Genomic DNA, 23,647 nt, shown 5'->3' with positions numbered 1-23,647 from the left:
ACATAGATGAGTCTGCTTTAATTTAAAGGGGGAAAATAATGAAAATTGCAAACTATCAAAATCAAACAATCTATTTACCAGAATTCCCTCGTTCAAGATATGAGGAAATATATCAAGCGAGTATTCGTGGCGAGGTTAAATGTGCTTATTGCCATCAAAACTTAAGCTTCACATTAACTATTTATGATATTCCTCATTTTTATCATATAAACAAAGATCAGAATCTAGCATGTTTGAACCATAACTTAGAGATGGAGCAAGAAATTGCTGCTAGATTTGAAAAAAGCACTGCAACTAATGAAAATACTAACGATCGTTCAATTAAACTACCTACTAATCGTTCGATTTCAAATACAGCCACAATTGAAAAAACAGAAAATCAATTTATTAACAGACTTCCTTTTTACAATATTCCACCATATAGAACGAATGAGCAAAAGACAGATGAATTTGTGATCAATCAAATTTCATTAGATTCACAACAATGGAACGCTGTTACACATATTGGTTCGCCATTACTTGTGCTCGCTGGAGCTGGGAGTGGAAAAACACGAGTGATAACAACTCGAGCTATGCACTTAATGAATAGCGGTATTCTCCCGCATGAAATGATGCTCGTTACGTTCACATCAAAAGCAGCTGCAGAAATGAAAGACCGAATGAAAGCTCTTGGTTACCCAATCCAGCAGATGGAAATTGGTACCTTTCATAGTATATTCTATAAAATGCTCCTACGATTTGATCGAGCAAAATGGGATTCAAGTCGATTAATAAAATCAGATTTCCAAAAAGAAATCATGCTAAAGCAAATTGGAAGACGTCTTGAAATTGATGAAAAATCATTTGCTTATGACCAGGCTATTCAGCAAATCGGTTTATGGAAAAACTCATGTGTTTATCCTCATGAAATTAGATCTAAAGATACTTGGGAAGATCAGGTCGCTTCTCTTTATGAAGGCTATGAGTCATTAAAAAAGCAAAATGGGCAATTTGATTTTGATGATATGTTACTCGGTTGCTTTGAAATGCTAAATGAAAATAATGAAATACTTTTACATTATCAGAATCGATTTAAATGTTTATTAGTCGATGAGTTTCAAGATATTAATAAAATCCAATTTAATATCTTAAAAATCCTTTTTCAACAAACAGTAAATATTACAGCTGTTGGTGATGATGATCAGTCGATCTATGCATTTAGAGGAAGTGACCCTGGATTCATTTTGGACTTTAAGGAGCATTTCAACGGAGCTAAAATTTATCATTTAAGTGAAAATTATCGATCTACTCATGGAATTGTTTCATTGGCAAACGAAGTCATAAAACCTAATAAAAACCGTTTTGTAAAATCAATGCATGCGCAATATGACTACGATAAAGTCCCTTCTTTCTTCTTTCCATACGATGAAGAAGAAGAAGCAACGATGATTATTAACGATATAAAAGAAAAAATTAAAAATGGTGCAAATCCAGGACAATTTGCAATTTTATATCGTACAAATACTGCATCTAGGGCTGTTTTTGAGCGATTAATTGGGACTAGCCTTCCTTTTACAATCGATCAAGATGGTGAATCATTTTACGATCGACCGATCATTCGAAAAATGATCTCTTTCTTACTATTAATAGGAGATGAGGACCATCAATCAGCTTTAAAAGAGATACTACCTGTCTTCTTCCTAAAGCAACAGGCATTTCAAGATGCTAAAATGAATAGTGTATTGCAAAATTTAACGTTTTTAGAGGCTTTTACTACAATAAAGAGTGCAGCACCATTTCAAATTAAAAAAATTGAAAATCTAATAAAAGTATTACGCTATTTAAAACACGCACCTCCAATAGAAGCGATTGAGCGAATAGAAGAAAGTCCAGCATTTATGGACTATATAAAAAAACGTGGAAACGAATCGAATAAAATTGAACGACCTTCAGATGATTTAAGAGATTTAAAGGTCGTAAGTAAAAATTTTAAAACAATTAGAGAGTTTGTAGAACACGCATTTCATATTTCTGCTAAGTTTAAAGAATATAAACAGAAAAAAAATCAATCTTCGCACGGGAATATCTCGCTTTTAACGGCTCACCGTTCAAAGGGATTAGAGTATGATTACGTCTATATCCTTGGAGTTGTTGACGGGGGATTTCCACATGATTATGCTCTAGAATCGTTAAAAAATGGGAACTTAGATCAACTAGAAGAGGAGAGACGTCTTCTTTATGTTGCTTGTACAAGAGCTAGAAATCTATTATACTTATCTGTTTTGCAAAAGCGAAGAGGCAAAAAAGCTAATCCATCTCGATTAATTCGCCGATTTATTAATAAAAAATAAACGAAAAATTTTGTACAAAAAATTAAGGTGAGCAATAACGCTCACCTTTTATTTTATGGATTATCGTCTAGTCGTTCTTCCGCTACAACCGCAACCTGATTTTTTAACATAGCCGGTAGGAGCACCTTGATAATATGGATTATAGTTCGCTTGATTCATTTGTTGTTGCATTTGTTGTTGCTGTATTTGATACTGTTGCTGTTGTTGGAGTTGCTGCCACTGAAAAGGTGTCATTTGCCCTTGACCTTGATTATACATATCTTCCCTCCTAAATAAGTCTATTCATGTTAGTATATGAAAGGAAATTTTAATCGTTCTACCTAAAATTACGAATTCAGCCTGTTAACTATTGTTTCTATTACTCCAGCTGCTCCTGCAATTGCTAATAATAGAATAATGAACTCTCCCACATGAGGAAAGAACACATATATTAATAGTAACAAAGCAGTACACCAAATCCCACTGCACCATGTACAACTTAATAACTCACCAATAAAATACCTTAGACCACTTCCCTTGATCTTTGTATACGTAACTGGCATTCCATTCTCCTCGAGCGTTATTTCATCAATAAAAGGTCTTCTCAAAAAAGCTGTAATTTTATCGTGCACAACTAAACGAGTCAATCGAAAACTTGCCAAAATTAAGATGACTAACAGCAACCAACTTATATCCATTGTCAGTACAGGGATATGGGATATGGATTTAGGGAAATAAGAGACAGAACGATTGCTTCCATCCCTTAAATTTTGTTCCTCCTATCCCTTTTAACCCTTCTCCTCCCTATTCATTTATACTTACCAATTCCCTATTAAACTGCTACGATAAACTCATCTTGCTTTGCCTATTGTAATGACTTTCAATTCATCCCTGTTCGAATGTCAGGTTCTTTTTAGCTTCCTTCTTTTCTTGTATTAATGTCCTTCCTGCCTCAAAGCCCATTTATCTAAAAAAGCAATAATCTTCAGTAACCGTTTTTCGCCTGCTTAATATCATAGTAATGTAATATCCATCTAAAAGTGATAAGGAGTGAAAAAGATGAGTTGCAAAGACAACCACGACAAAAAAAGAAACCACTGTGTATGTGACGTTGTAAAATTCATAAATGATCTACAAGATTGCGCAACAAACACTTGCCCAACAGGTTGTGACGTTCCATTCTTAGGTGCTAACCCTAATGTACCTCTTGCAAATACTCGCCCTTTCCTATTGTATTTAGCAAACGGTGAATTATTTAGAGTACCAGCATTTAACAATAATATGATGCCAATCATGGCTCAACAACGTGATGGCGGCGACAACCAAAATAATAATAACAAAAACGCTCAAATTAACAATTGTCAAGATACAGTTGTTTTCCGTGTTGAAAGTGTAGATGATGACTGCTGTGCAGTATTAAGAGCATTAGTACCAGTTAATGGCAACGCAAATAACAACAAAAACAACAACCAAAATACTTTCTGCGAATTAGTAGACGCTGAAATGTTTGTAGCATCAAACACTTGTGTAACTGTTGACTTAGATTGCTTCTGTGCAATCCAATGCTTACGTGACGTACACGTTTCAAATCTGTAAGTTTAATGTAAACTAAAAAACTATGGGTGGTAGATGACAATCTACCACCTTTTTAACGGTCTAAATACCTACCATTTGGATACTTACAATACTTTGTATATCCAATTCAACATCATTAATTTTTGAAGAAACTTTAATTGAAACCTTTCCTTCGTTGTAACCCATAATATAGCCAATATATAAATCCTTGTCTGTTCGAATTCGGCATTCAACCTTTGGAATATAATGAGGCTTATTTATCATAAATAATACCTTTTCTTCATTCGACATAGCTTTAAATGGTTTTTTCATCCAAGCATTATCTATTTCAGGTTGTTCTTCTAGATTTTCTTCGTTCTCATCCAAATCAACAACTTCCACTTCTTCCAGATCGTCTACTTCTTCATATTCTGAAGTTACATATTCGTTTTCTTTCGTTCTTTGATCCGGTTTTACTTTGACAACATAAGAGTGTTGAACATTCAACTTGGCTTCTTGAAAATCAGGCTGCGCAATATATAGTAATGGCTTTACTCCCTCATTAGACTCTTTTCTTGCCATTGTTGTTCCTCCCTCGTAAGTGTGCTCTCATAAATTATATGAACGGACAATATTTATCATGTTACTTTTTTCTCAATCACGTAACCTATCGATTTGAACTAAATAACAAATAATTGCCTATCAACACTTGACTAATTTTGTACATATTTATATAAATTGGACAAATATCCTAGTACAAACAATTGACAGGGCACATATAAATACATTGTAACCGCACAGAAAAAACAAGGAGCGATGAAAAAGTGAATAAAGAGTTATTCTCAGTATTCGTAGGTAAAGGAGTTAGAATTGGTCGAGGAGGTCATGAATCTAAAGAAGGTTTATTACTTGGTGCATATGGAACACATATTGCTCTTTTTACAGAGGCTGAAGGTGTAATTTACTTCCCTTACACTCATTTAAAAAGCGTAACTTCATTTGCTAAAGGTAGACTTTCTTATGATGAAATGTACAATACGATTGAATTATTACCAAACGAGAGCTTTGTAGATTTATTAAACTCTCAAGTTAGACAATGGGTAAAAATTAATCGTGGTGGCCACGACAAAGTTGAAGGTATTCTTCTTGATGCAAATCATGATTACGTAGAAATTTCTTTTAACGATGAACTAGTGTATATTGCTACTTATCATATCAAAAGTGTAAGTTTCGGAGAAAAATTTGAAGTTTACGAAAGAAGTAATACGACAAGCCAAACATTAAGAAGAAGAAAATAATGTTTAGAAAGGTCGTTTTATCCAAATAAAACGACCTTTTTTTTAAAACTTTGACCTCGATGCCATTCTGATTTTGTAAAAAATAATAAAGCAATTTGAAACTATACTTAATTTTGAGTGGTAATCTAAATATTATTGGAAGTATGCCGTAATGAATTAACTGACCCAACTATAAATTTTCAACCTTAATAATCTTTTTTCTTTCATAAATAGACAGGCACTAACAACCTTGCCAATCTTTACATGAAATGATTGATTTTATTTAGACAAACTATCATTCTAATAGATATGCCTAATTTAATAAAAATGAAAATCCTTTTTCAGAAATAACCATGTCTGAATAATAATGATTTATCTTTTTAAGAAAGGAGAAAATCATGGCAAGTTTCAAAAATTTTCTCAACAAACAAGTTACAATTAAAATATCTGGTAACAGTAATGTTGATGGGATCTTAATTGAAGTTGGAAATGATTTATTAGTTGTTTTCAATGGTGAAAACTTCCTGTATATTCCACTACTTCATATTCACAATCTTAGTGAGAGTATACTCGAAGAATCCTATGGCGTTGTTCCTTCCTTACAAGAATTAGAACACGAAAAAGATGAGTTATCTTTACGTAAAGTATTAACAGCTGCTAAAGGTATTTTTGTTGAAATTAGTCTTTCAAATAATCGTTCTTTTCATGGGTTTATTACAACGATCATGAATAACTACTTTGTGTTCTACTCACCAATCTATAAAATCATGTATATATCACTACAACATTTAAAGTGGTTAACACCATATCTCACTGAAAAAGCCCCGTATATGCTAAGTAAAAACCTATTACCTGTAAATCCTTCTAATATCCCCCTAGCTCGCACTTTAGACGTTCAATTAAATAAGTTGATAGGTGAATTAGTCGTAATGAACAGTGGAGAACATTATGAATATATAGGTAAATTGAGTTCCATTGACTCAAATTTCATTGAGCTGACTACATCAAGAGGAGAAAGCAAATTAGTAGGTCTTCGCCACTTAAAATCAATTTTTATTCCGTAAGAATCGATAAAATTAAAATACCACATTTAAAAAAAGTACCCATTTATGAACATCATAAAAAGGTACTTTTTTTGTTGGACACGATTATTTATTACCTAAAAAATAGAAGCCCCTGTAGAGGCTTCTATTCATCCTTGAACATCTTATCCCATTATATGGTATCCTGAGTCAACATGAATGTTTTCTCCAGTAATACCCCTTGCTAGATCACTAAATAAGAATAAAGCAGAATCTCCTACTTCTTCTTGCGTAACATTTCTACGTAATGGAGCTTTTTCTTCAATCTCTTTTAAGATTGTATTAAAGTCGCCAACGCCTTTTGCAGAAAGCGTACGGATTGGCCCTGCAGAAATTGAGTTAACGCGAATATTATATTTCCCTAAGTCGTTTGCTAAATAACGTACAGAAGCTTCTAAAGCTGCTTTAGATACACCCATTAAGTTATAGTTTTGCATTACACGCTCTCCACCTAAGTAAGTTAACGTAACAATGCTTCCACCTTCAACCATTAATGGCTTTGCTTCACGTGCTACACCTACTAATGAGTAAGCACTGATGTTTTGAGATAATAAATACCCATCGCGGCTTGTGTCTACAAACTCACCTTTTAAATCCTCTTTATTAGCAAAAGCGATACAGTGTGCTACACCATGAATATTGCCTACTTGCTCTTTAATTGATGCAAAGCATTTAGCTAAATCTTCATCACTAGTTACATCACATTGAACTAGAATATTGTTTGGATTTTCTAGTGAGTCAGATAGTTCACGAACACCTTTTTCTAATCTTTCATTTGCGTATGTAAAAATTAAATTTGCTCCAGCGCTATGTAATGATTGTGCAATTCCCCAAGCGATACTACGGAAATTCGCAACGCCCATAACAACAAAAGTTTTTCCTTTTAATGAAATCATATCATTAGTCTCCTTTATTATTAGTTATTAGTACTAGATACTAAAATAGTAGCACAAATACAATGAATTGAAAATAGTAAAGTTAAATATAGCTTTATCCACATAAAGAAAACTCGTCGACTGACGAACCTTTTAGGCGAAATCAGAGGCGTAGTTGCACTTATACTTTAATCCTAAAATTGGCTACCACGTCGAGTACGATGCCTCGCTGCCAATTTATACTTTTTTAAAGTGAAAAATATAAATATAATAGTTTAATTAAAAAGAGTTTATAGTTTTTTAATTCCTTTAAATGCAAAAATAAACTATAATGATGATTGTCGTACATTAATAATGCCTATTTAAAAGCATACTAATAAAACATATTCTAGAGAGGTGAGGAAATGAAGGAAGACCGTACATCTCCCTTTCAAATTGATTTTAAACTACTATTTATCCTATTTTGTATAGCCACTGTAAGTTATCTTGCAATTACTAGTGCTATGCCAAGCCTTCCTGCAAATCTAAGAAACATCAATTTCGCTGGACAACAAATTAAATGGTATATCATTGGTCTAATTGGAATTGGCTTTATTATGATCATTGATTTTGATCGATATAAAAATGTAATTTGGTATATGTATGGATTTGGATTAATCCTACTTCTTGGATTAGAGTTTCATATCCCAGGTGCTCAAACGATTAAAGGTGCTACCGCATGGTACAGTATACCCGGTGTAGGTAACTTCCAACCTTCTGAGCTAATGAAAATTTTTATGATCATCATTTTAGGAACAGTTATTTCAAGACACAATGAAATGCACGCAGTTCGTGGAAAAAGGGAAGATATTATCCTTTTAGGTAAAATATTCGGTCTTTCCCTACCACCTTTACTATTAATTGCTAAAGAGCCAGACTTAGGAAATACAATGGTTATGTGCGCAATTATCGCATCAATGATCTTAGTTTCTGGAATTCGTTGGCGCTATATCCTTGGACTAGTTGGATTAACAATCGGCCTTGGATCAATGATGGTTTATCTATACTTTTATCATTTCGAATTTTTCACTTCGCATGTGTTAGAGGAATACCAACTAAACCGATTTTACGGTTGGTTAGCACCATATGAATACCCAACTCAAGGTTACCAGCTTACTCAAGCATTAATGGCTGCTGGATCAGGTATGCTTACCGGTAAAGGATTTCATAAAGGTGAAGCATACTTCCCTGAACCACATACAGACTTTATTTTCACGGTAATATGTGAACAATATGGTTTCATAGGAGCAAGTGTAGTAATCTCGTTATTCTTCTTATTAATTTATCGAATGATTCATATCGCTTTAGAAAGTAACGACAAATTTGGTAGTTATATTTGTGCAGGTGTAGTCGGAATGTTCACCTTCCAAATCTTCCAAAATATTGGTATGACAATTGGTCTACTACCAATTACAGGGATCACTCTACCATTTGTAAGCTATGGAGGAAGTTCACTAGCAACAAACCTTCTAGCAGTTGGATTTATCCTAAATGTTAGATCTAGAACGAATAAGTATATGTTTTGACAAATATAGCACAAAAAACAAAAAGGCAGGAGTAAGGATTTAGTGAAGATCCTTCCCCTGCTATTTTTAGTTTCACATCTTTTAATATCTAGTTTTAGGACTGTATAAGAGATCAACTCTTTTTGCTCTACTATTTTTGGGCATACTACCTTTATTACTTCATGATTTATAGGAAGTTTCCATTATTCTTAAAAGGATTGATAGAATGAAATACGATATTATAGGTGATATTCATGGTTGTTACGATGAATTTGTTAAATTAACTAAAAAACTCGGTTATTCTTGGGAACATGATATTCCTGTTCACCCTGACAATCGCAAGTTAGTTTTTGTTGGTGACTTAACAGACCGGGGTCCTAATTCCCTGGCAGTAATAAAAGTAGTTTATGCACTTGTCATGAAGCAGAAAAAAGCACATTATTCACCTGGGAATCATTGTAATAAACTTTATCGTTATTTTCTTGGTCGTAATGTAAAAATTCTACATGGTCTAGAAACAACTGTTGCTGAATTGCAATCACTTAGTGGTAAACAGAGAAGTCATTATCAAGAATCGTTTAAAAAACTCTACGAAGGCTCTCCACTTTATCATGTTCTAGATAATGGCAATTTAGTTGTTAGTCACGCTGGTATACGAGAGGATATGATTGGTAAGCATTCAAATAATGTTAAAACATTCGTTTTGTATGGAGATATTAATGGAGAAGTGCTTCCAAACGGAATGCCTGTAAGAAAAGATTGGGCAAAAGAATACAAAGGGAAAGCACTAATTGTTTATGGTCATACTCCCATTAAAGAACCAAGGGAATTAAATAATACAATTAATATTGATACTGGTGCTGTTTTCGGTGGTAAACTAACTGCCTTTTCGTATCCGGAGCGAAAATATACTCAAGTACAGTCTACTATGCCTTATATTGAGGAAAAATTTAGTTTTTATGAAGAAAATGAGAGCAGAGTATAAAGACATAAAAAAAGTAGGTTTCTGATCGGAACCTACTTTTTGCTGATTAAGTATGCGTCCACTTATCAGCTTAATATATTAGTCTCATCCATCCCCATGGTAGAAACACTACATACTAAAAATAATCTATAATTCATATATTGTCAATAAATTATACAAAATTTAGACAAATTTATCTCTTGACATTTTGCGATTCCAAAAAAGCCTTTAAATCAACTGGTAAAGCGATTTCAATATTTTTTTCGGAATGATCAATCGGATGCGTAAATGATAATTTATAACTATGGAGCGCTTGTCTTTTTAATGCAATAGTATTTCCTCCATATAAGTCATCCCCTATTAGTGGATGGCCGATAGAAGACATATGAACACGGATTTGATGTGTTCGGCCTGTTTCTAATGCTAGTTCAACAACTGAATAGTCTTTAGTCGCTGAAAGTACTTTATAATGTGTAATTGCTTCTTGTCCTTCTTCCGAAACCATTCTCTCAATTATACTATCACTTTTCCTAGCAATCTTAGCTTGAATGATCCCTTTTGAATCTTTCATTTTCCCATGAACAATCGCCAAGTATTTTCTCTGAACATTTTTTAATTCATTTTTAGAAAATAAATAATGTATATAACGATTTTTGGCAACTAACATTAATCCAGAAGTATCTTTATCTAATCGAGTTACAATATGGATTGTAGATTGAAGACCAATTGATTGATAATAATATAATAAACCATTTGCAAGTGTACCATTTGGATGCTCTCTAGAAGGTATACTCGGTATTCCGTAAGGTTTATTAATGACCACAACAGCATCATCCTCATAAACTATTTCAAACGGAATATGTTCAGCTATAAGCTCCTCGCTTGGTTTTTCGATTGGAAAATAAATTTGTACAAGATCTAATTCATTTAAAATTGTACGAACAGTTTTTTCTTCCCCGTTTACTGTAATTTTTCCACCCTGAAATTTGATATCTGTTAAAGCACGTTTAGAGAGCTCCTTTAATTTAAGAAACTCTCTAAGTAAAATACCATTATGCTCTTTTTTAACTTCCCACGATAAACTAAACTGCTTCATTTTCTTCACCATTATTCTTTAACAAAAGAATCAACGACACGCTTCCAAAATGGAAATGGTCTAAATCGTGCAAATCGAACTTTTTCATGAGCTACACGACATTGAATCGATTTAACGTCTTGATGCACAATTGTTTTATGATCTAAAGTAATTTGAAAGTTTGCGTTTCTTACTGGTTTAAGTAAACAAGTATGATGCTTAGGTAAAACAAGAGGTGAACCAATTGTACGAAAAACTCGATTATTGATTGATGCCATCTCCGCTATTTGAATCGCTTCAATTGATGGATGAATAATTGCACCACCAAGTGCTTTATTATATGCAGTACTACCTGAAGGTGTAGAAATGCAAAGACCGTCACCTCTAAATGTCTCAAAATGCTGACCTTTTATCTCAACATCAATCACTAAAGTGCCTTCAAGCCCCTTAATCGTACATTCATTCAGAGCTAATGTTTGCATCTCTTTTCTTCCATCCTTGTATCGAATAATCACTTCCAATAATGGATATTCAACTACTTGAAATGGAGTCTTCGCGATTGCAATAACAAGCTTTTCTACTTCACTTGGTACCCAATCAGCGTAAAATCCTAGATGTCCAGTATGAACTCCTACGAAAGATACTTTATCGAGAAGATGAGTGTAATTATGAAATGCATGAAGTAACGTCCCATCTCCACCTACAGATATGACAATTTCGGGTTCTTTTTCATCAAACTTAAAATTAAAACTCTCTAAATAATCTCTCATTCGTTTCGTCAGTTCATTGGACTCTTGGTCGCCCTTAGACATAATTACGAAATTCATTTTCTCGTCCTTCCCTTATTGGTCGTTTTTATTCGAAAATTCAGCTTGCGCTTCTTGAATCTCGCCTCTAATTAGAGACATTTCCTCATCTAGGAGAAATGCTGCTTCAGCTGCCCTTTGTAATCGTTCAAGAATATTTTCTGGATATTGTCCCTTATACTTATAGTTTAAAGAATGCTCTATTGTTGCCCAAAAATTCATCGCAAGAGTTCTAATTTGTATTTCAACTAAAACTTTACGTTCCCCTTCAATTGTTTGAACTGGATATTCAACTACTACATGATAAGAACGATAACCACTCTTCTTTTTATTCGTAATATAATCACGCTCTTCTACAATTGTAAAATCCTTACGTTTACGAAGAAGTTCTACTACATTTTTAATATCCTCTACAAATTGGCACATCATTCTAAGGCCTGCAATATCTTGTAATTCAGTTTCTAAATTCGCTAATGGAATTCCTTTTCTTATCGTCTTATTAACAATGCTGTGAATCGGTTTTACTCTCCCAGTTACAAACTCAATTGGGGAATGCTGATTAGATTCTTCAAACTGCTTTCTAATCCCTTTTAGCTTTACTTTCAACTCACTTACCGCTTGTTCATAAGGTGCTAAAAAACTTTCCCATTGACCATTCATCCAATCACCACCAACTTACTTCTCTTCTATAAACACACTTTGTACCTGCTTAACGAACTCTTCTCCGTAATTAAAATTACCTTCAACATTTTCGATTAAATAGGTTAATTCATCATTCCAATTATTTAGTGAAAGATTTTCTTCACCTACTTTTAAAAATACGCTTAAATTTTGATCAATTGCTTTTTTTAATTCCGACCAATACTCAAAAGGAACTGTAACATATACAAACTCCTCATTTTCTTCTATTATATACAATAGTGAACTTTTGTCTGAATCTGCAATCATTGTACCCACTTCATAGCACTGTTCTAAATTCATTTTTGCATCATCGATTAATAGAAATAATCCATCATTATTTATATTTATTCCATTTATTTCAAGCATTTTTCTCATCGTAAAACCTCAACCTTTTTAATGTATGTATTTTATTCAAATTTGACCATTTCTATTGTAACATATCAAATAGAAAATAGACGACTAGCACAATCATAACAAACTAAAAAATAAGGAGTTAATTATGGCTAAAGAAATTGAAATCGAATTTAAAAACTTATTAACCAAAAACGAATTTGAAAAACTTAAATCCCATTTTCAAATTAACGAGTCGGAGTTCCGTTCACAAACAAATTATTATTTTGAGACCCCAGATTTCACATTCAAAGAACATGGTGGCGCATTAAGAATCCGCAAAAAATCGCTGACTTCATTTACTTTAACGTTAAAAATTCGCCAAGCTGTCGGCCATTTAGAAATTAATCAAAAAATTAATGAAACTGAAGCATCAAATATGCTCGAAACATGTGTTGTTCCAGATGGAGAAGTTAAAGAATATATCGAAGAAGAAAAATTAAACTTAAATAACTTAGCCTTAATCGGTGAATTAACAACAAACAGAGTAGAATTTCCTTATAAAAGTGGACTCTTAGTTTTAGACCATAGTACATATTTAAATCACGAGGATTATGAGTTAGAATTCGAAGTTTTTGATGAGAATATTGGTAAGCAGCAGTTTATCAATCTGTTAGAAAATCATCAAATTCCGGAGCGCGAAACATTAAATAAAATTAGACGTTTTTTTAATGTTAAACAAGGGAAATAAAAAAGAGTGCTTTTTTGTTTACATATAAAACTTTGGGGTATTCTCTTAGGTCAGCCAATCTGACATATGAGAGCCCTTTTTGAATGTAATTTTTGTATTTCTGAACTTGTTGAATATTGGGAATTTTCAAACAGTTTCTTGTGATCGTCTTAAGAGGGTATATTTTATTTGTAATCGATTTTGACACACCTTTTAATCGAAAATAAGCAGATTTCTATCGACCATTTAACCGATTGAATAAACATATTCAAAATTTTGATGGTTTACCATTTGAAAATGTCTACTTTGGACCAAATTTGATGTCATAATACCTATACGGGTATAGGCATTTCATGATCTTATTTGCGATTACAAAGGTTTTAATTGCAGTATTGCCATTTTTATTTGCGATTCTCAAATTTTAATTGCAGTATTGCCATTTTTATTTGCGATTCTCAAATTTTAATTGCAGATTTGGCTATTTTATTTGCGATTTTCAAATTTTATTTGCGGTTCTGAGTTTATTTGCATAGATAAACCCGTTATTTGCGCTTCACTCACACTTATTTGTAACCTGGACCTTATACAAACCCTGTTTATTACAAAGAAGAACCTGTTATTTGCGAATTACTCAATCCTATTTTTCATCTGGACCCTATTTCCTCTACTCAGCATCATTCCATCGAATACAGCCCATTTTTTCATCTTACTCAAGTAAATTAATAAAATTTTAATAGATTAACTAAAAATAGTGCATCATATTTGAAATATTAACTATCCGTTGCTACAATACCATTAGAGAACAAATGTGTTATATCTTACAAATTAATTTTCAAGTCTGTTATAGTACGGACTTATGAATTGCATTAAGGGTGAAATATATGAATGACAAACAATATAAAAATGAATCAATCACGCTTCCCGAGCAGAATTGTACAAAAAAATCGATTGAATTGTATGTATTCATAGATCCACTTTGTAGAAATTGTTGGGATTTTAGTACACTGTTAAAAAAGTTTCACTTAGAATACGGTCAATATTTTTCATCTACTTATATTCCAGTTAATCGATACTACACTACTAAAAAACTATTAGATAAACGGCCTTCACAGCTTTCATTCGTTTGGGAGAAAACGGCTAGTCGGTCTGATATCCTATGCGATGATCATCTATGGATTGATAATAAAGAACTTTACCCATATTACTCTGCAGTTGCATTAAAAGCAGCTGAGCTTCAAGGTAGGGTAGCTGGCGTAAACTATTTAAAGAAGTTACAAGAATATTATTTCTTAATGGACTTAGACATTACAGAACAAGAAGTTCTTATCCAATGTGCTAAGGATATAAATATTGATGTAAAAGAATTTATTGAAGATTTAAACAGTACACACTCAATTAAAGCTTTGCAATGTGACATTAAAGTTACGAAAGAAATGCATGTCACTGAAATTCCAAGCGTTGTATTTTTTAATGAAAATATCGAGGAAGAAGGTTTGAAAGTTTCTGGTTTTGAAAGTTATCAAACCTATGTAAAAATATTAAAACTAATGACTAATAAAGAGGAGTTAGAAAAAAGAGAACTTCCTGACTTAGCTGAATTTATTAAATTTCAACCATTCGTTACAATTAGAGAACTATGTACGATTTATGAGCAATCTTCTCAATGCATGGAGTTAGAATTAAAAAAATTAATCTTACGTAGAAAAGTTAAGAAAATTGTTCAAAAAGATAACACTTATTATCAATACGTTGTTTAAGCATCAAAAAAAGACCTAGCTTTCGCTAGGTCCTTTTTTTGATGTAATTTTACATCAAGGGGATGGGAGAAATTTTCACGTTCGACAAAGGGGTATTTGTGTTTGTGAAGTAATTCACACCCTTATAATACAATTAATTTTAGAGTTTGGCAACCATTTGAGTAATATTTCACATTTTAGACACAAATAAAAAACAGGTATAAGTTCACAGGGAATAAGAAGGACAAAGTCCAAAAATATGATTTTCAGACTGATTGCANNCGTTTGGCGGGCAGTCTGAGGCACATATAGGTTTTATCCTATATGTGCCTGATAAAGTTATTACTCGTTAAATAAAAGTTCTTCCATTTCGTTAAGCATTTCTTCAAATACTTTTAATGCTTCAACGATTGGTTGTGAAGAAGTCATATCCACTCCAGCCTTTTTCAATACTTCAATTGGATAATCAGAGCTTCCAGATTTTAAGAATCCTAAGTATCTTTCAACTGCTGGTTCACCTTCTTCTAAAATCTGTTTTGAAAGTGCTGTTGCTGCACTGAATCCAGTAGCGTATTGATATACATAGTAGTTGTAGTAGAAATGAGGAATTCTACTCCACTCTAAACCGATTAGCTCATCAATTACGATCTCATCACCAAAATATTTTTGGTTAAGTTCATAATATGTTTTTGTTAATAAATCTGGCGTTAATGCCTCACCATTTTGAGCTAATTCATGAATCTTGTGCTCATACTCTGCAAACATCGTTTGACGGAATACAGTACCTCTAAATGTCTCTAAATAGTGGTTTAATAAGTAAAGTCTTTGCTTAGGGTCCTCTGTATTTTTTAGTAAATAATCATTTAAAATCGCTTCATTACATGTAGAAGCAACCTCAGCCACGAAAATTGAATAATCCCCGTAAACATACGGTTGATTTTTACGAGTATAATAACTGTGCACTGAATGGCCAAATTCATGAGCTAAAGTAAATAGGTTATTTACATTGTCCTGCCAGTTCATTAGAATATATGGATTCGTACCATATGCACCAGAAGAATATGCTCCGCTTCGCTTACCTTTATTTTCAACAACATCTACCCAACGGTTTTCGTATGCTTCTTTAAGAATTTCAATATATTCATCACCTAATGGTTTTAATGCCTTTAATAAAATTTCTTTTGCCTCTTCATACTTAACTTCCATTTTTACTTCTTCTACTAATGGCGTAAATAAATCATACATATGAATTTCATCAAGCTTTAATGCTTTTTTACGAATAGCGATATAGCGATGTAATAAACTCAAATGATCATTTACAGTAGAAACTAATTGATCATAAACAATCTCAGGAATTTCGTTATTACTTAATGCCGCATGACGTGCATTATCGTATTTTCTAACTTTTGCTTTGAAATTATCTTTCTTAACAGCACCACTTAAAGTACTTGCAAAAGTGTTTTTATAAGCATCATACGTATGATATACCGCTTCAAATGCATCTTTACGAACGCGGCGATCTGCACTTTCTAAAAAGTGAATATAGCGACCATGAGTGATTTCTACTTCTTCACCATTCTCGTCTTCTATTGTTGGAAATTTTAAATCCGCATTATTTAACATTCCGAACGTATTACTAGATGAGGATAGTACTTCAGAAGCTTGCGCCATAATTTCTTCTTCTGCTGCTGAAAGAACATGTGGCTTTTGCTTTAAAATTTCTTCTAATGAATGCTTGTACAATTTAAGTTCATCGTTTTCTTCGATAAATTTTTTCATTGTATCTTCTGAAATAGTTAATAATTCAGGCACGAAGTATGACATTGCACTTCCAGCTTTGGTGTATAGATTTTTCGCACGATCATCTAAAGCTTGATATGTTGAATTTGTTGTATCTTGATCGTATCGCATATGAGAGTATGTATACAACTTACCTAATAAGAACGAAATTTCATCTTGTTTTTTTAAGGCATCTAAAAGTGTTTGAGAAGACTCTCCCAATTTCCCTTTAAATTCTGAAAACGATGGGATTAAATTTAGTACTTCTTTGTACTCTGCTTCCCATTTTGCATCTGATTCATAAATATCTTCCAATTTCCAAGTTAATTCTTCTTGAACTTCACTTCTAGTTGGTAATTTTTTAACAGCTTTTTGTTCTAGCATGTCTGATCCCCCTAAAATTATATTCGTATTAATAACATCCCAAGTCTGATATTAATAATCATTTGAATCAGTTTTTGCATGAAACAACAAATCAAATGCTGTATTAGCCGTCAGACAATCTTCATCCAAAGCTTGTTGGAATGATGTTGGAATAATAGCATTAGCTATCTTCATTATTTTACCATTTTTAATCCGTTTTACGATTCTAATTTTTACAAAAAAGTCAATATACTTTTCTACACATTTCTCCAAATTTTCTATTTCATTATCTTGAAATTGATTAACTCGCCACTTACCGTTCTGTACTTCGATCTTTACATATTGATTTATTTTATCTACATTGATGAGTTTTCCAATTTCTGTTTCATGAAAAAATTTAAAATAAATTTGCCCTTGCCAAATGATGCAATGCTCTTTAATTATGCAGTTACTTTCTAAAGGAACTCCAATTACGGCTGGAAAATAAGTAATATTTGCATGATATAAATCATGTTTAAAAACTTTTAAATTACCTTTAGTATGCAAATGCTGATAAAGTCTAAAATCCTTTTTTAATCGGCTCCATTTAGCTATTAATTCCTTTTTATCAACTTTATTTTGGACTAAAAGCTCCTTCAGACTAAAATTATTAATTGGAAATACTTGTTTTTGACCAATATATTGGACGGGAGAAAATGCTATTAATGAGGAAAGAACCGTAAAGGAGTTTAAGGTAGGATTATAAAAAAGAAGCGAAAAAAGATTAATCTTAATCAAGGAATAGACTGAAATTGAATTTATGTAGAAAGAAGACCATCTTTTTTGATTTAATAATTTATCATTTAAGATCCATAAAACCTTCATCCCTTTATTTTTAAACGATTGAGTTCTCTTGCTCATTATTTCTAACGGAATAACAGAACATTGATATTCAACACACATTTGAATATTATTTAATCTAATAAATAAATCGGGCCTTTGGTTTAACTCAGAAATAAACTTTTCAACTTCAACATTTACACCTAATTTTTTAAAAAATTGATACAAAGCAAACTTACCTTCTAGATGCTCAAGACTCTCTTTTCTTTCATTATCACATTCAGTTAAATCGATGTGTGCAAAATGAGTAACTTTCTTTAATCCAATTTTGAGCCTCACTTGATTTTTACAGTTTGGGCAAAAGTATGGACCATTTTTCTTTAATTTTATTAAATCTTCTGGAGCTTGAATTTCAAATAAATTAATTACTTTCCTTTCTGAATTTATTGCAACAATCATTTTTACCACAACCTCCTTTCCACATTACTTCACTATCCTTCCCCCTGTTTCCTTCAAAAATATTAAAAACGATTTTTCAAATAGAAAAACCTATCTAAATTGAAATTTCAACTTAGATAGGTTGTGTGTTAAGTGTAATAGATTTAATTATAACAAAGGTGCCATTAATCTTGATAATGATTCAAATATCCTTTTAAATATCGGTCTCTTTTTAAAATCTTTAAAAATAATTGCTTCAGAATCTCGGATATCATTATTAAAATCATTAACTAAGCGATGAATACTTTCTTCTAAATATAAAAATGCAGTTACTTCAAAGTTTAAACGAAAACTTCTCATGTCCATATTTGCAGTTCCAACAGATGCGATTTCACCATCAACGATTAATATTTTACTGTGTAGGAAACCTTGTTTGTATTCATAGATTTCGACCCCTGCCTCTAACAACTCTGGAAAATAAGAACGTGAGGCATAAAATACTATTTTCTTATCTGGGCGATCTGGCATTAAAATTTTTACTTTTACCCCGCCATTTGCTGCTACCTTAAGAGCTGTTAATATATCCTCATCAGGTACAAAATATGGTGAAGCAATGTAAATACTTTTTCTTGCACTTGTAATCATCGCAAAAAATAATTCTTTTATAACTTCATGTTTTCGATCTGGCCCACCAGAAACAAGCTGGATTGCCCCTTTTGAAGAATAGTTATTAGGATTGATTTCAAAGTATTCTTTGTCATCAATTAACTCATTCGTCATATAGTACCAATCTTGGAGAAAAATAAATTGCAGTGTCCTAACACCTTCTCCATTGAGATATAAATGGGTATCTCTCCATTTTCCAAAATACAGGTCCTTACCTAAATACTCATCTCCAATATTTAATCCGCCCACGAAACCTACATTTGAATCTATTACAATAATCTTCCGATGGTTTCGGTAATTAATCGTGTCATTTATAACCGGAATTTTTACAGGTGAAAATGGTAGTATTTCTACACCAGCTTTTCGTAAGTCCTTTACAAAATTTCTTGATAATTTCCAACTACCTACCGCATCGTATAAAAATCGAACTTTTACACCACTTTGTGCCTTTTCAATTAGAATATCTTTCAGTTGATTTCCAATCTCGTCATTTCTAACAATATAAAATTCGATATGAATATGATGCTTTGCTTTTTTAAGTTCTTCTATAATTCTAGGAAATGTTTCACTGCCATTAGTAAGAACTTTTGTAAAAGTATTCATTGTGACCGGTGTATTACTCTGTTTTGCTGCGATATTAATTAAATATTCTAATCTTTGATTTTGAGATATAAATTCTTTCACTTCTTCATCATCGGAGCCACTAATCAGACCATTAGCATGCTGATCAATAATTGCTTTTTTTCGATAGACCATTTTCTTTTTGTAATTTTGTCCAAAAATTAAATAAAAAACAAAACCAAATAAAGGGAAAATAGCTAAGAGAATAATCCATGTTAACGTTCTAGCTGGGTTTCTATTCTCTAGGAATATAATAATTGATACCCCTATAGCAGTTACCGAAAACATTACACTGATTAATCTAAAAATAGTAGATTTCTCAAAAAAAGCAAAATTCATTAACCAAATGAATTTAATAGTTGGAGAAGCAAAATATAAAATGCATACTACAATTGATAAAAATATTAAAATCTTTAATCGAAATTGCATCAATATTCTCCTTTATACAGAAAAGAAACCGATCCCTAAGGCATCGGCTATTACAGTAATGGAAAAATTGATTTAAAATGAGGTAATGCTGTTTTCTCATAAATCAATTTTCCGTATTCCTCTAAAACATGTATAGTTACCTTTGAACGATGACCATATTCAAGTAACATTGATGATAAATATTCAACTTGAACTTCATCAAGTAAATCTTCTTCAAATTTAACATAAAGATAGTAATAATCTTGGAAAGAATAAAGTGTAGTTTCAAATGATTCTTGATTAACAGAATGAGATAAAGAAATGATATCTTCAAAATTCTTAAAGGATAAAATGAGCTCAGTTTCCTCTTCATCCATTGATTCAAAAATATCGTCATCATCATCTTCTTCTGAATCATCTTCATCATCTACAGAGATAAATGGAATTTCTAAATTCTTTTCTCCTTCACCTAAATTGACTTCTACCTTTTTGCCATCTTTAGAAATAACTGCTTTAGTTACAACAACTTCTAACCCTTTGTCTAGTGCCTGTACCTGAATCCATAGGGGGCCACCAGCAATGAATTCCTCAGTCAAATGCGCTTCATCAATTAGTTCCCAGAAAAGCTCTTCACTTCTTTCTCGATCTAACCATACTTCATCTTTAGAGAAACCTCTCTCTTCGATGTCTAAGTAGGATATGGAGAATTTAAACGTATTTTCATTAATTCTTTCTATTTCCATGGTTTTCCCCCTCCTTTAATGAACAACAAGTAATTGAGTTAGACGAAATAGAATAAATAAAGTAAAAGAATTTTATGTGAAATATAAAATTCTGAAATAGTAAATTAGAAAAATACTCTTTAAAATTTAGCTTTATAAGTAAATTTTTATCTATCTTACCATGAAAATTTATTAAATGCGAATAGTAACTACAATTATATTTTATGTTACACTTTAAAATTTTGGAAATAAAATTCACCTATTTTTTAAAAATCATCATATACCTATTATTATAAGGACAAACATATAATGCTTTTATTAAGAGAGGTGAATTCATGATAGATCTTCAATATATATGGTCCTTTTTAATGATTGTTATTATAGATATTGTATTAGGTGGAGATAATGCTATAGTCATTGCATTAGCATGTAGAAAATTACCATATAAGCAACGAAACATAGCGATAATTTTCGGTAGTATTACCGCAATTGTTTTACGAATTATATTAACAATATGTGCAATTTTTGTCCTAAAGGTTCCATTTTTGCATTTAATAGGCGGAATATTACTTTTGTACATAGCATGTAAATTAATCATTCAAGAAGAAGACAACCTCTCTTCCATCAAGGAGAACTATACAGTTTTCCATGCAATTCGTACAATTGTGTTTGCTGATTTAGTTATGGGGATTGATAACGTATTAGCAATAGCTGGGGCATCAAACGGAAAGCCATCTTTAGTTATTTTAGGCCTCTCCATTTCAATTCCAATTATTATTTGGGGAAGTAAAATAGTATTATGGTTTTTAGAACGATATCCGATATTAAGCTTTGTTGGTGCTTCAGTACTCTCAATCACTGCTAGCAAAATGGTAATAGACGAACCCTTTATCAATCAATACATTAATGGACGGAACGAAATGGAGATAATTGTTAGTTCATCATGCGTAATATTCACTATTATAATAGGTTATTATTTTAATAATATTAGATATCGTAAGCGGACTTCCTAATTGTTAAAAAAAAGCTGTAAAAAGTATTCATTAAACTTTTTACAGCTTTTTATATAATATGATTAAGTATTTGGTCAATATGATTGAGAATCCTAATCAAGAATTGTAATTTTTTTCACAATTCAAATCGTAAAATTACTCATTAACTAAACGTTGAGCTTCGCGTAATTGATAGGTGCGAACTGAACGCGGCAAAAATCTTCTAATTTCATCTTCGTTATAACCAACCTGTAAACGTTTCTCATCAATAATAATTGGTCTTCTAAGTAAGCCAGGATATTTCTGAATGATTTCATATAAGTCTTGTAAAGGAAGACTTTCTAAGTCTACATTTAATTCTTGGAAAATTTTTGATCTTGTTGATATAATTTCATCAGTACCACTTTCAGTCATACGTAAGATTTGTTTAATCTCATTAATTGATAATGGTTCTGAAAAAATATTTCTTTCTTTATAAGGAATATTATTATCTTCTAGCCACATTTTTGCTTTTCGACAAGACGTACAACTTGGTGAATTATACAAAATTACCATTTTGCTCTCCCCCTAACTATTCTTTTAAAAAAAAGTAATATAGTTATGTGTATTAATTTATAAGAATTTGTTAATTATAATAAGTTTAATCTACCACTATATGTTCACCATTATACAGTATTGCGGAAAATAAATATATACAAATTTGTAAAAAAATTTAAAAAAACCTATACAAAAGGTGTACAATTTTCAGTATATTTAAAAACTAAATTATAGGCTAATTTTAAGACTATATTTCACAATTTGTAAGTTAATTATGACTCCAATTTGATCACACTTTCCGTACACTTTTCACCTTAAATGTTACAAAGATCTATAGTTAACATTTCTTTAGAAGACCCTAAAATAATTATTTCGAAAAAAGGTCAATTAAACTTTAAATTTCATCAATTTTTTAATACAATATTAGTAACGCTTACATTCCTAGGAGGCTAATCTAATGGCAGCTTACATAACTGATTTATTGATTGTTGCAGTACTAGTAATCGGAATAACTGCACTTAATGGTGTGTTTACAAACGCGATCGGCGAAAAAATATTTGGTAGAAGTAAAAAAAGTCAATTTGTTGATATGTCTGACAGAATGTCTGCAAACTTCAAACAAGTTGGTGGCCAAGGCAAATTCCGTAAAAAAACTTATTAAGAGAAGTAAACCCGTTTTTCTAAAACAATTTATGATTAAAAAGAAAGGGAAAAAAGCCCTTTCTTTTTTTTGTCTTAATAAGGTTTAGTGTATAACGAATGTAGAAGAATTGTGGATACACTGGTTAATCTTATGGTTCAGTACTTTGGAATATTAGATTCAGGGGCTTTGAATTAAAATTTCTGTACCCATAAACATATAGATTGACTTAATTCTTTCTAAACTTTGTACTACTCTTGTTAACCTTATCTGTAATGATAATTATAAAACTCCCACCTTAATTTTCCCTTAATTTCAAAATTCCTTGAACCTTTTATGAGTTAGATTTTTTCAGTTTCCTCCCTTTTTTCTTACTCATGAACCCCTTTATGAGTTAATTAATCTCGGCTTCCTCCCTTTTTTCTTACTCATGAACCCCTTATGAGTTAATAAAACTCAGTTTCCACCCTTTTTCCTTCCTCATAAACCACTTATGAGTTAATTAATCTTAGTTTGCTCCCTTTTTTCTTACTCATGAACCCCTTATGAGTTAATAAAACTCAGTTTCCACCCTTTTTCCTTCCTCATGAACCCTTTATGAGTTTTTCCATTTCTTATTCATACCTTCCACTGCGTAATCCAATAAAAAAATCCTAGTGATAAGCTCACTAGGATTTTTTTCAAAGTGTTGAAATATAA

General features: G+C 31.8%; 23 protein-coding genes. 10 read left to right on the top strand and 13 right to left on the bottom strand.

Annotation, left to right across the window (positions count from 1 at the left end; translation table 11 throughout):
- The first annotated feature begins 38 nt into the window (after positions 1-38).
- Complete coding sequence (locus COC46_RS06470; protein WP_098808929.1) at positions 39-2,330, top strand: ATP-dependent helicase; 2,292 nt, start codon at positions 39-41, stop codon at positions 2,328-2,330.
- A gap of 60 nt (positions 2,331-2,390) precedes the next feature.
- Here the strand turns inward: COC46_RS06470 and COC46_RS06465 are convergent, their stop codons facing one another.
- Positions 2,391-2,588 carry a hypothetical protein gene (locus COC46_RS06465; RefSeq protein WP_098808928.1) on the bottom strand — a complete coding sequence of 66 codons (198 nt, stop codon included), beginning with the start codon at positions 2,586-2,588 and terminating at the stop codon, positions 2,391-2,393.
- 68 nt (positions 2,589-2,656) lie between these two features.
- Positions 2,657-3,007 carry a DUF1360 domain-containing protein gene (locus tag COC46_RS06460; RefSeq protein ID WP_098808927.1) on the bottom strand — a complete coding sequence of 117 codons (351 nt, stop codon included), beginning with the start codon at positions 3,005-3,007 and terminating at the stop codon, positions 2,657-2,659.
- A 361-nt stretch (positions 3,008-3,368) separates the two neighbouring features.
- On the opposite strand from COC46_RS06460, the gene COC46_RS06455 reads away from it, so the two are divergent.
- The gene (locus COC46_RS06455) at positions 3,369-3,905 is read left to right on the top strand and encodes a CotY/CotZ family spore coat protein (protein WP_098808926.1); all 537 of its coding nucleotides are present in this window, start codon (positions 3,369-3,371) and stop codon (positions 3,903-3,905) included.
- 60 nt (positions 3,906-3,965) lie between these two features.
- On the opposite strand, the gene COC46_RS06450 is transcribed toward COC46_RS06455, so the two are convergent.
- On the bottom strand, positions 3,966-4,445 hold the full coding sequence (locus COC46_RS06450) for a CotO family spore coat protein (protein WP_098808925.1): 480 nt from the start codon (positions 4,443-4,445) through the stop codon (positions 3,966-3,968).
- Between the two features lie 242 nt (positions 4,446-4,687).
- On the opposite strand from COC46_RS06450, the gene COC46_RS06445 reads away from it, so the two are divergent.
- Positions 4,688-5,161 (top strand): DUF2642 domain-containing protein, encoded by a 474-nt coding sequence (locus tag COC46_RS06445; protein ID WP_098808924.1) that lies wholly within the window; start codon positions 4,688-4,690, stop codon positions 5,159-5,161.
- Between the two features lie 377 nt (positions 5,162-5,538).
- Positions 5,539-6,204 (top strand): DUF2642 domain-containing protein, encoded by a 666-nt coding sequence (locus COC46_RS06440; RefSeq protein WP_098808923.1) that lies wholly within the window; start codon positions 5,539-5,541, stop codon positions 6,202-6,204.
- A gap of 143 nt (positions 6,205-6,347) precedes the next feature.
- Here the strand turns inward: COC46_RS06440 and fabI are convergent, their stop codons facing one another.
- Entirely contained in the window at positions 6,348-7,118 is a 771-nt protein-coding gene (gene fabI / locus COC46_RS06435; RefSeq protein WP_098808922.1) for an enoyl-ACP reductase FabI, read from the bottom strand.
- 383 nt (positions 7,119-7,501) lie between these two features.
- Between fabI and COC46_RS06430 the strand changes: the two genes are divergently transcribed.
- Both COC46_RS06430 and prpE read left to right on the top strand, forming a co-directional pair.
- Positions 7,502-8,662 (top strand): FtsW/RodA/SpoVE family cell cycle protein, encoded by a 1,161-nt coding sequence (locus tag COC46_RS06430; RefSeq protein WP_098808921.1) that lies wholly within the window; start codon positions 7,502-7,504, stop codon positions 8,660-8,662.
- Positions 8,663-8,867: 205 nt separating this feature from the next.
- Positions 8,868-9,626 (top strand): bis(5'-nucleosyl)-tetraphosphatase PrpE, encoded by a 759-nt coding sequence (gene prpE, locus COC46_RS06425; RefSeq protein WP_098808920.1) that lies wholly within the window; start codon positions 8,868-8,870, stop codon positions 9,624-9,626.
- 172 nt (positions 9,627-9,798) lie between these two features.
- On the opposite strand, the gene COC46_RS06420 is transcribed toward prpE, so the two are convergent.
- From COC46_RS06420 to COC46_RS06405, 4 genes are read right to left on the bottom strand one after another with little or no spacing between them, the layout of a single operon-like run.
- Positions 9,799-10,701 carry an RluA family pseudouridine synthase gene (locus COC46_RS06420; protein ID WP_098808919.1) on the bottom strand — a complete coding sequence of 301 codons (903 nt, stop codon included), beginning with the start codon at positions 10,699-10,701 and terminating at the stop codon, positions 9,799-9,801.
- Between the two features lie 11 nt (positions 10,702-10,712).
- Positions 10,713-11,507, bottom strand: coding sequence for an NAD kinase (locus COC46_RS06415; protein ID WP_098808918.1), 795 nt, complete (start codon positions 11,505-11,507; stop codon positions 10,713-10,715).
- Positions 11,508-11,522: 15 nt separating this feature from the next.
- Positions 11,523-12,146 (bottom strand): GTP diphosphokinase, encoded by a 624-nt coding sequence (yjbM, locus tag COC46_RS06410; protein WP_098808917.1) that lies wholly within the window; start codon positions 12,144-12,146, stop codon positions 11,523-11,525.
- 15 nt (positions 12,147-12,161) lie between these two features.
- Complete coding sequence (locus COC46_RS06405) at positions 12,162-12,542, bottom strand: UPF0738 family protein (RefSeq protein WP_098808916.1); 381 nt, start codon at positions 12,540-12,542, stop codon at positions 12,162-12,164.
- A gap of 124 nt (positions 12,543-12,666) precedes the next feature.
- Here COC46_RS06405 and COC46_RS06400 point away from each other — a divergent pair, with 124 nt between their 5' ends.
- Both COC46_RS06400 and COC46_RS06395 read left to right on the top strand, forming a co-directional pair.
- The gene (locus COC46_RS06400) at positions 12,667-13,248 is read left to right on the top strand and encodes a CYTH domain-containing protein (protein WP_098808915.1); all 582 of its coding nucleotides are present in this window, start codon (positions 12,667-12,669) and stop codon (positions 13,246-13,248) included.
- Between the two features lie 860 nt (positions 13,249-14,108).
- Positions 14,109-14,984, top strand: coding sequence for a DsbA family protein (locus tag COC46_RS06395; protein WP_098808914.1), 876 nt, complete (start codon positions 14,109-14,111; stop codon positions 14,982-14,984).
- A 321-nt stretch (positions 14,985-15,305) separates the two neighbouring features.
- Here the strand turns inward: COC46_RS06395 and pepF are convergent, their stop codons facing one another.
- From pepF to mecA, 4 genes are all read right to left on the bottom strand, one after another.
- A complete protein-coding gene (gene pepF / locus COC46_RS06390; protein WP_098808913.1) occupies positions 15,306-17,126 on the bottom strand; it encodes an oligoendopeptidase F in 1,821 nt (606 codons plus the stop codon).
- Positions 17,127-17,177: 51 nt separating this feature from the next.
- Positions 17,178-18,383: a competence protein CoiA gene (locus COC46_RS06385; RefSeq protein WP_098808912.1), complete on the bottom strand. Its 1,206-nt coding sequence runs from the start codon at positions 18,381-18,383 to the stop codon at positions 17,178-17,180.
- Positions 18,384-18,530: 147 nt separating this feature from the next.
- Entirely contained in the window at positions 18,531-20,078 is a 1,548-nt protein-coding gene (cls, locus tag COC46_RS06380) for a cardiolipin synthase (protein WP_098808911.1), read from the bottom strand.
- 50 nt (positions 20,079-20,128) lie between these two features.
- A complete protein-coding gene (mecA, locus tag COC46_RS06375; protein ID WP_098808910.1) occupies positions 20,129-20,800 on the bottom strand; it encodes an adaptor protein MecA in 672 nt (223 codons plus the stop codon).
- Between the two features lie 317 nt (positions 20,801-21,117).
- On the opposite strand from mecA, the gene COC46_RS06370 reads away from it, so the two are divergent.
- Entirely contained in the window at positions 21,118-21,792 is a 675-nt protein-coding gene (locus COC46_RS06370; RefSeq protein ID WP_098808956.1) for a TerC family protein, read from the top strand.
- Positions 21,793-21,927: 135 nt separating this feature from the next.
- Here the strand turns inward: COC46_RS06370 and spxA are convergent, their stop codons facing one another.
- A complete protein-coding gene (gene spxA, locus COC46_RS06365) occupies positions 21,928-22,326 on the bottom strand; it encodes a transcriptional regulator SpxA (RefSeq protein WP_056473638.1) in 399 nt (132 codons plus the stop codon).
- Between the two features lie 439 nt (positions 22,327-22,765).
- Here spxA and COC46_RS06360 point away from each other — a divergent pair, with 439 nt between their 5' ends.
- Positions 22,766-22,969: a hypothetical protein gene (locus tag COC46_RS06360; protein WP_069032985.1), complete on the top strand. Its 204-nt coding sequence runs from the start codon at positions 22,766-22,768 to the stop codon at positions 22,967-22,969.
- Positions 22,970-23,647: the final 678 nt, after the last annotated feature.

The sequence above is a fragment of the Bacillus sp. AFS041924 genome (assembly GCF_002577195.1).
Classification (GTDB): domain Bacteria; phylum Bacillota; class Bacilli; order Bacillales; family Bacillaceae_G; genus Gottfriedia.
This window is presented reverse-complemented; position numbering and strand designations above follow the sequence as displayed.

What these genes read in the sequence shown, in the direction of transcription:
- COC46_RS06470 (WP_098808929.1), top strand. Translation starts at nt 39, where the DNA reads ATGAAAATTGCAAACTATCAAAATCAAACAATCTATTTACCAGAATTC.
- COC46_RS06465 (WP_098808928.1), bottom strand. Translation starts at nt 2,588, where the DNA reads ATGTATAATCAAGGTCAAGGGCAAATGACACCTTTTCAGTGGCAGCAA.
- COC46_RS06460 (WP_098808927.1), bottom strand. Translation starts at nt 3,007, where the DNA reads ATGGATATAAGTTGGTTGCTGTTAGTCATCTTAATTTTGGCAAGTTTT.
- COC46_RS06455 (WP_098808926.1), top strand. Translation starts at nt 3,369, where the DNA reads ATGAGTTGCAAAGACAACCACGACAAAAAAAGAAACCACTGTGTATGT.
- COC46_RS06450 (WP_098808925.1), bottom strand. Translation starts at nt 4,445, where the DNA reads ATGGCAAGAAAAGAGTCTAATGAGGGAGTAAAGCCATTACTATATATT.
- COC46_RS06440 (WP_098808923.1), top strand. Translation starts at nt 5,539, where the DNA reads ATGGCAAGTTTCAAAAATTTTCTCAACAAACAAGTTACAATTAAAATA.
- fabI (WP_098808922.1), bottom strand. Translation starts at nt 7,118, where the DNA reads ATGATTTCATTAAAAGGAAAAACTTTTGTTGTTATGGGCGTTGCGAAT.
- COC46_RS06430 (WP_098808921.1), top strand. Translation starts at nt 7,502, where the DNA reads ATGAAGGAAGACCGTACATCTCCCTTTCAAATTGATTTTAAACTACTA.
- prpE (WP_098808920.1), top strand. Translation starts at nt 8,868, where the DNA reads ATGAAATACGATATTATAGGTGATATTCATGGTTGTTACGATGAATTT.
- COC46_RS06420 (WP_098808919.1), bottom strand. Translation starts at nt 10,701, where the DNA reads ATGAAGCAGTTTAGTTTATCGTGGGAAGTTAAAAAAGAGCATAATGGT.
- COC46_RS06415 (WP_098808918.1), bottom strand. Translation starts at nt 11,507, where the DNA reads ATGAATTTCGTAATTATGTCTAAGGGCGACCAAGAGTCCAATGAACTG.
- yjbM (WP_098808917.1), bottom strand. Translation starts at nt 12,146, where the DNA reads ATGAATGGTCAATGGGAAAGTTTTTTAGCACCTTATGAACAAGCGGTA.
- COC46_RS06405 (WP_098808916.1), bottom strand. Translation starts at nt 12,542, where the DNA reads ATGAGAAAAATGCTTGAAATAAATGGAATAAATATAAATAATGATGGA.
- COC46_RS06400 (WP_098808915.1), top strand. Translation starts at nt 12,667, where the DNA reads ATGGCTAAAGAAATTGAAATCGAATTTAAAAACTTATTAACCAAAAAC.
- COC46_RS06395 (WP_098808914.1), top strand. Translation starts at nt 14,109, where the DNA reads ATGAATGACAAACAATATAAAAATGAATCAATCACGCTTCCCGAGCAG.
- pepF (WP_098808913.1), bottom strand. Translation starts at nt 17,126, where the DNA reads ATGCTAGAACAAAAAGCTGTTAAAAAATTACCAACTAGAAGTGAAGTT.
- COC46_RS06385 (WP_098808912.1), bottom strand. Translation starts at nt 18,383, where the DNA reads ATGATTGTTGCAATAAATTCAGAAAGGAAAGTAATTAATTTATTTGAA.
- cls (WP_098808911.1), bottom strand. Translation starts at nt 20,078, where the DNA reads ATGCAATTTCGATTAAAGATTTTAATATTTTTATCAATTGTAGTATGC.
- mecA (WP_098808910.1), bottom strand. Translation starts at nt 20,800, where the DNA reads ATGGAAATAGAAAGAATTAATGAAAATACGTTTAAATTCTCCATATCC.
- spxA (WP_056473638.1), bottom strand. Translation starts at nt 22,326, where the DNA reads ATGGTAATTTTGTATAATTCACCAAGTTGTACGTCTTGTCGAAAAGCA.
- COC46_RS06360 (WP_069032985.1), top strand. Translation starts at nt 22,766, where the DNA reads ATGGCAGCTTACATAACTGATTTATTGATTGTTGCAGTACTAGTAATC.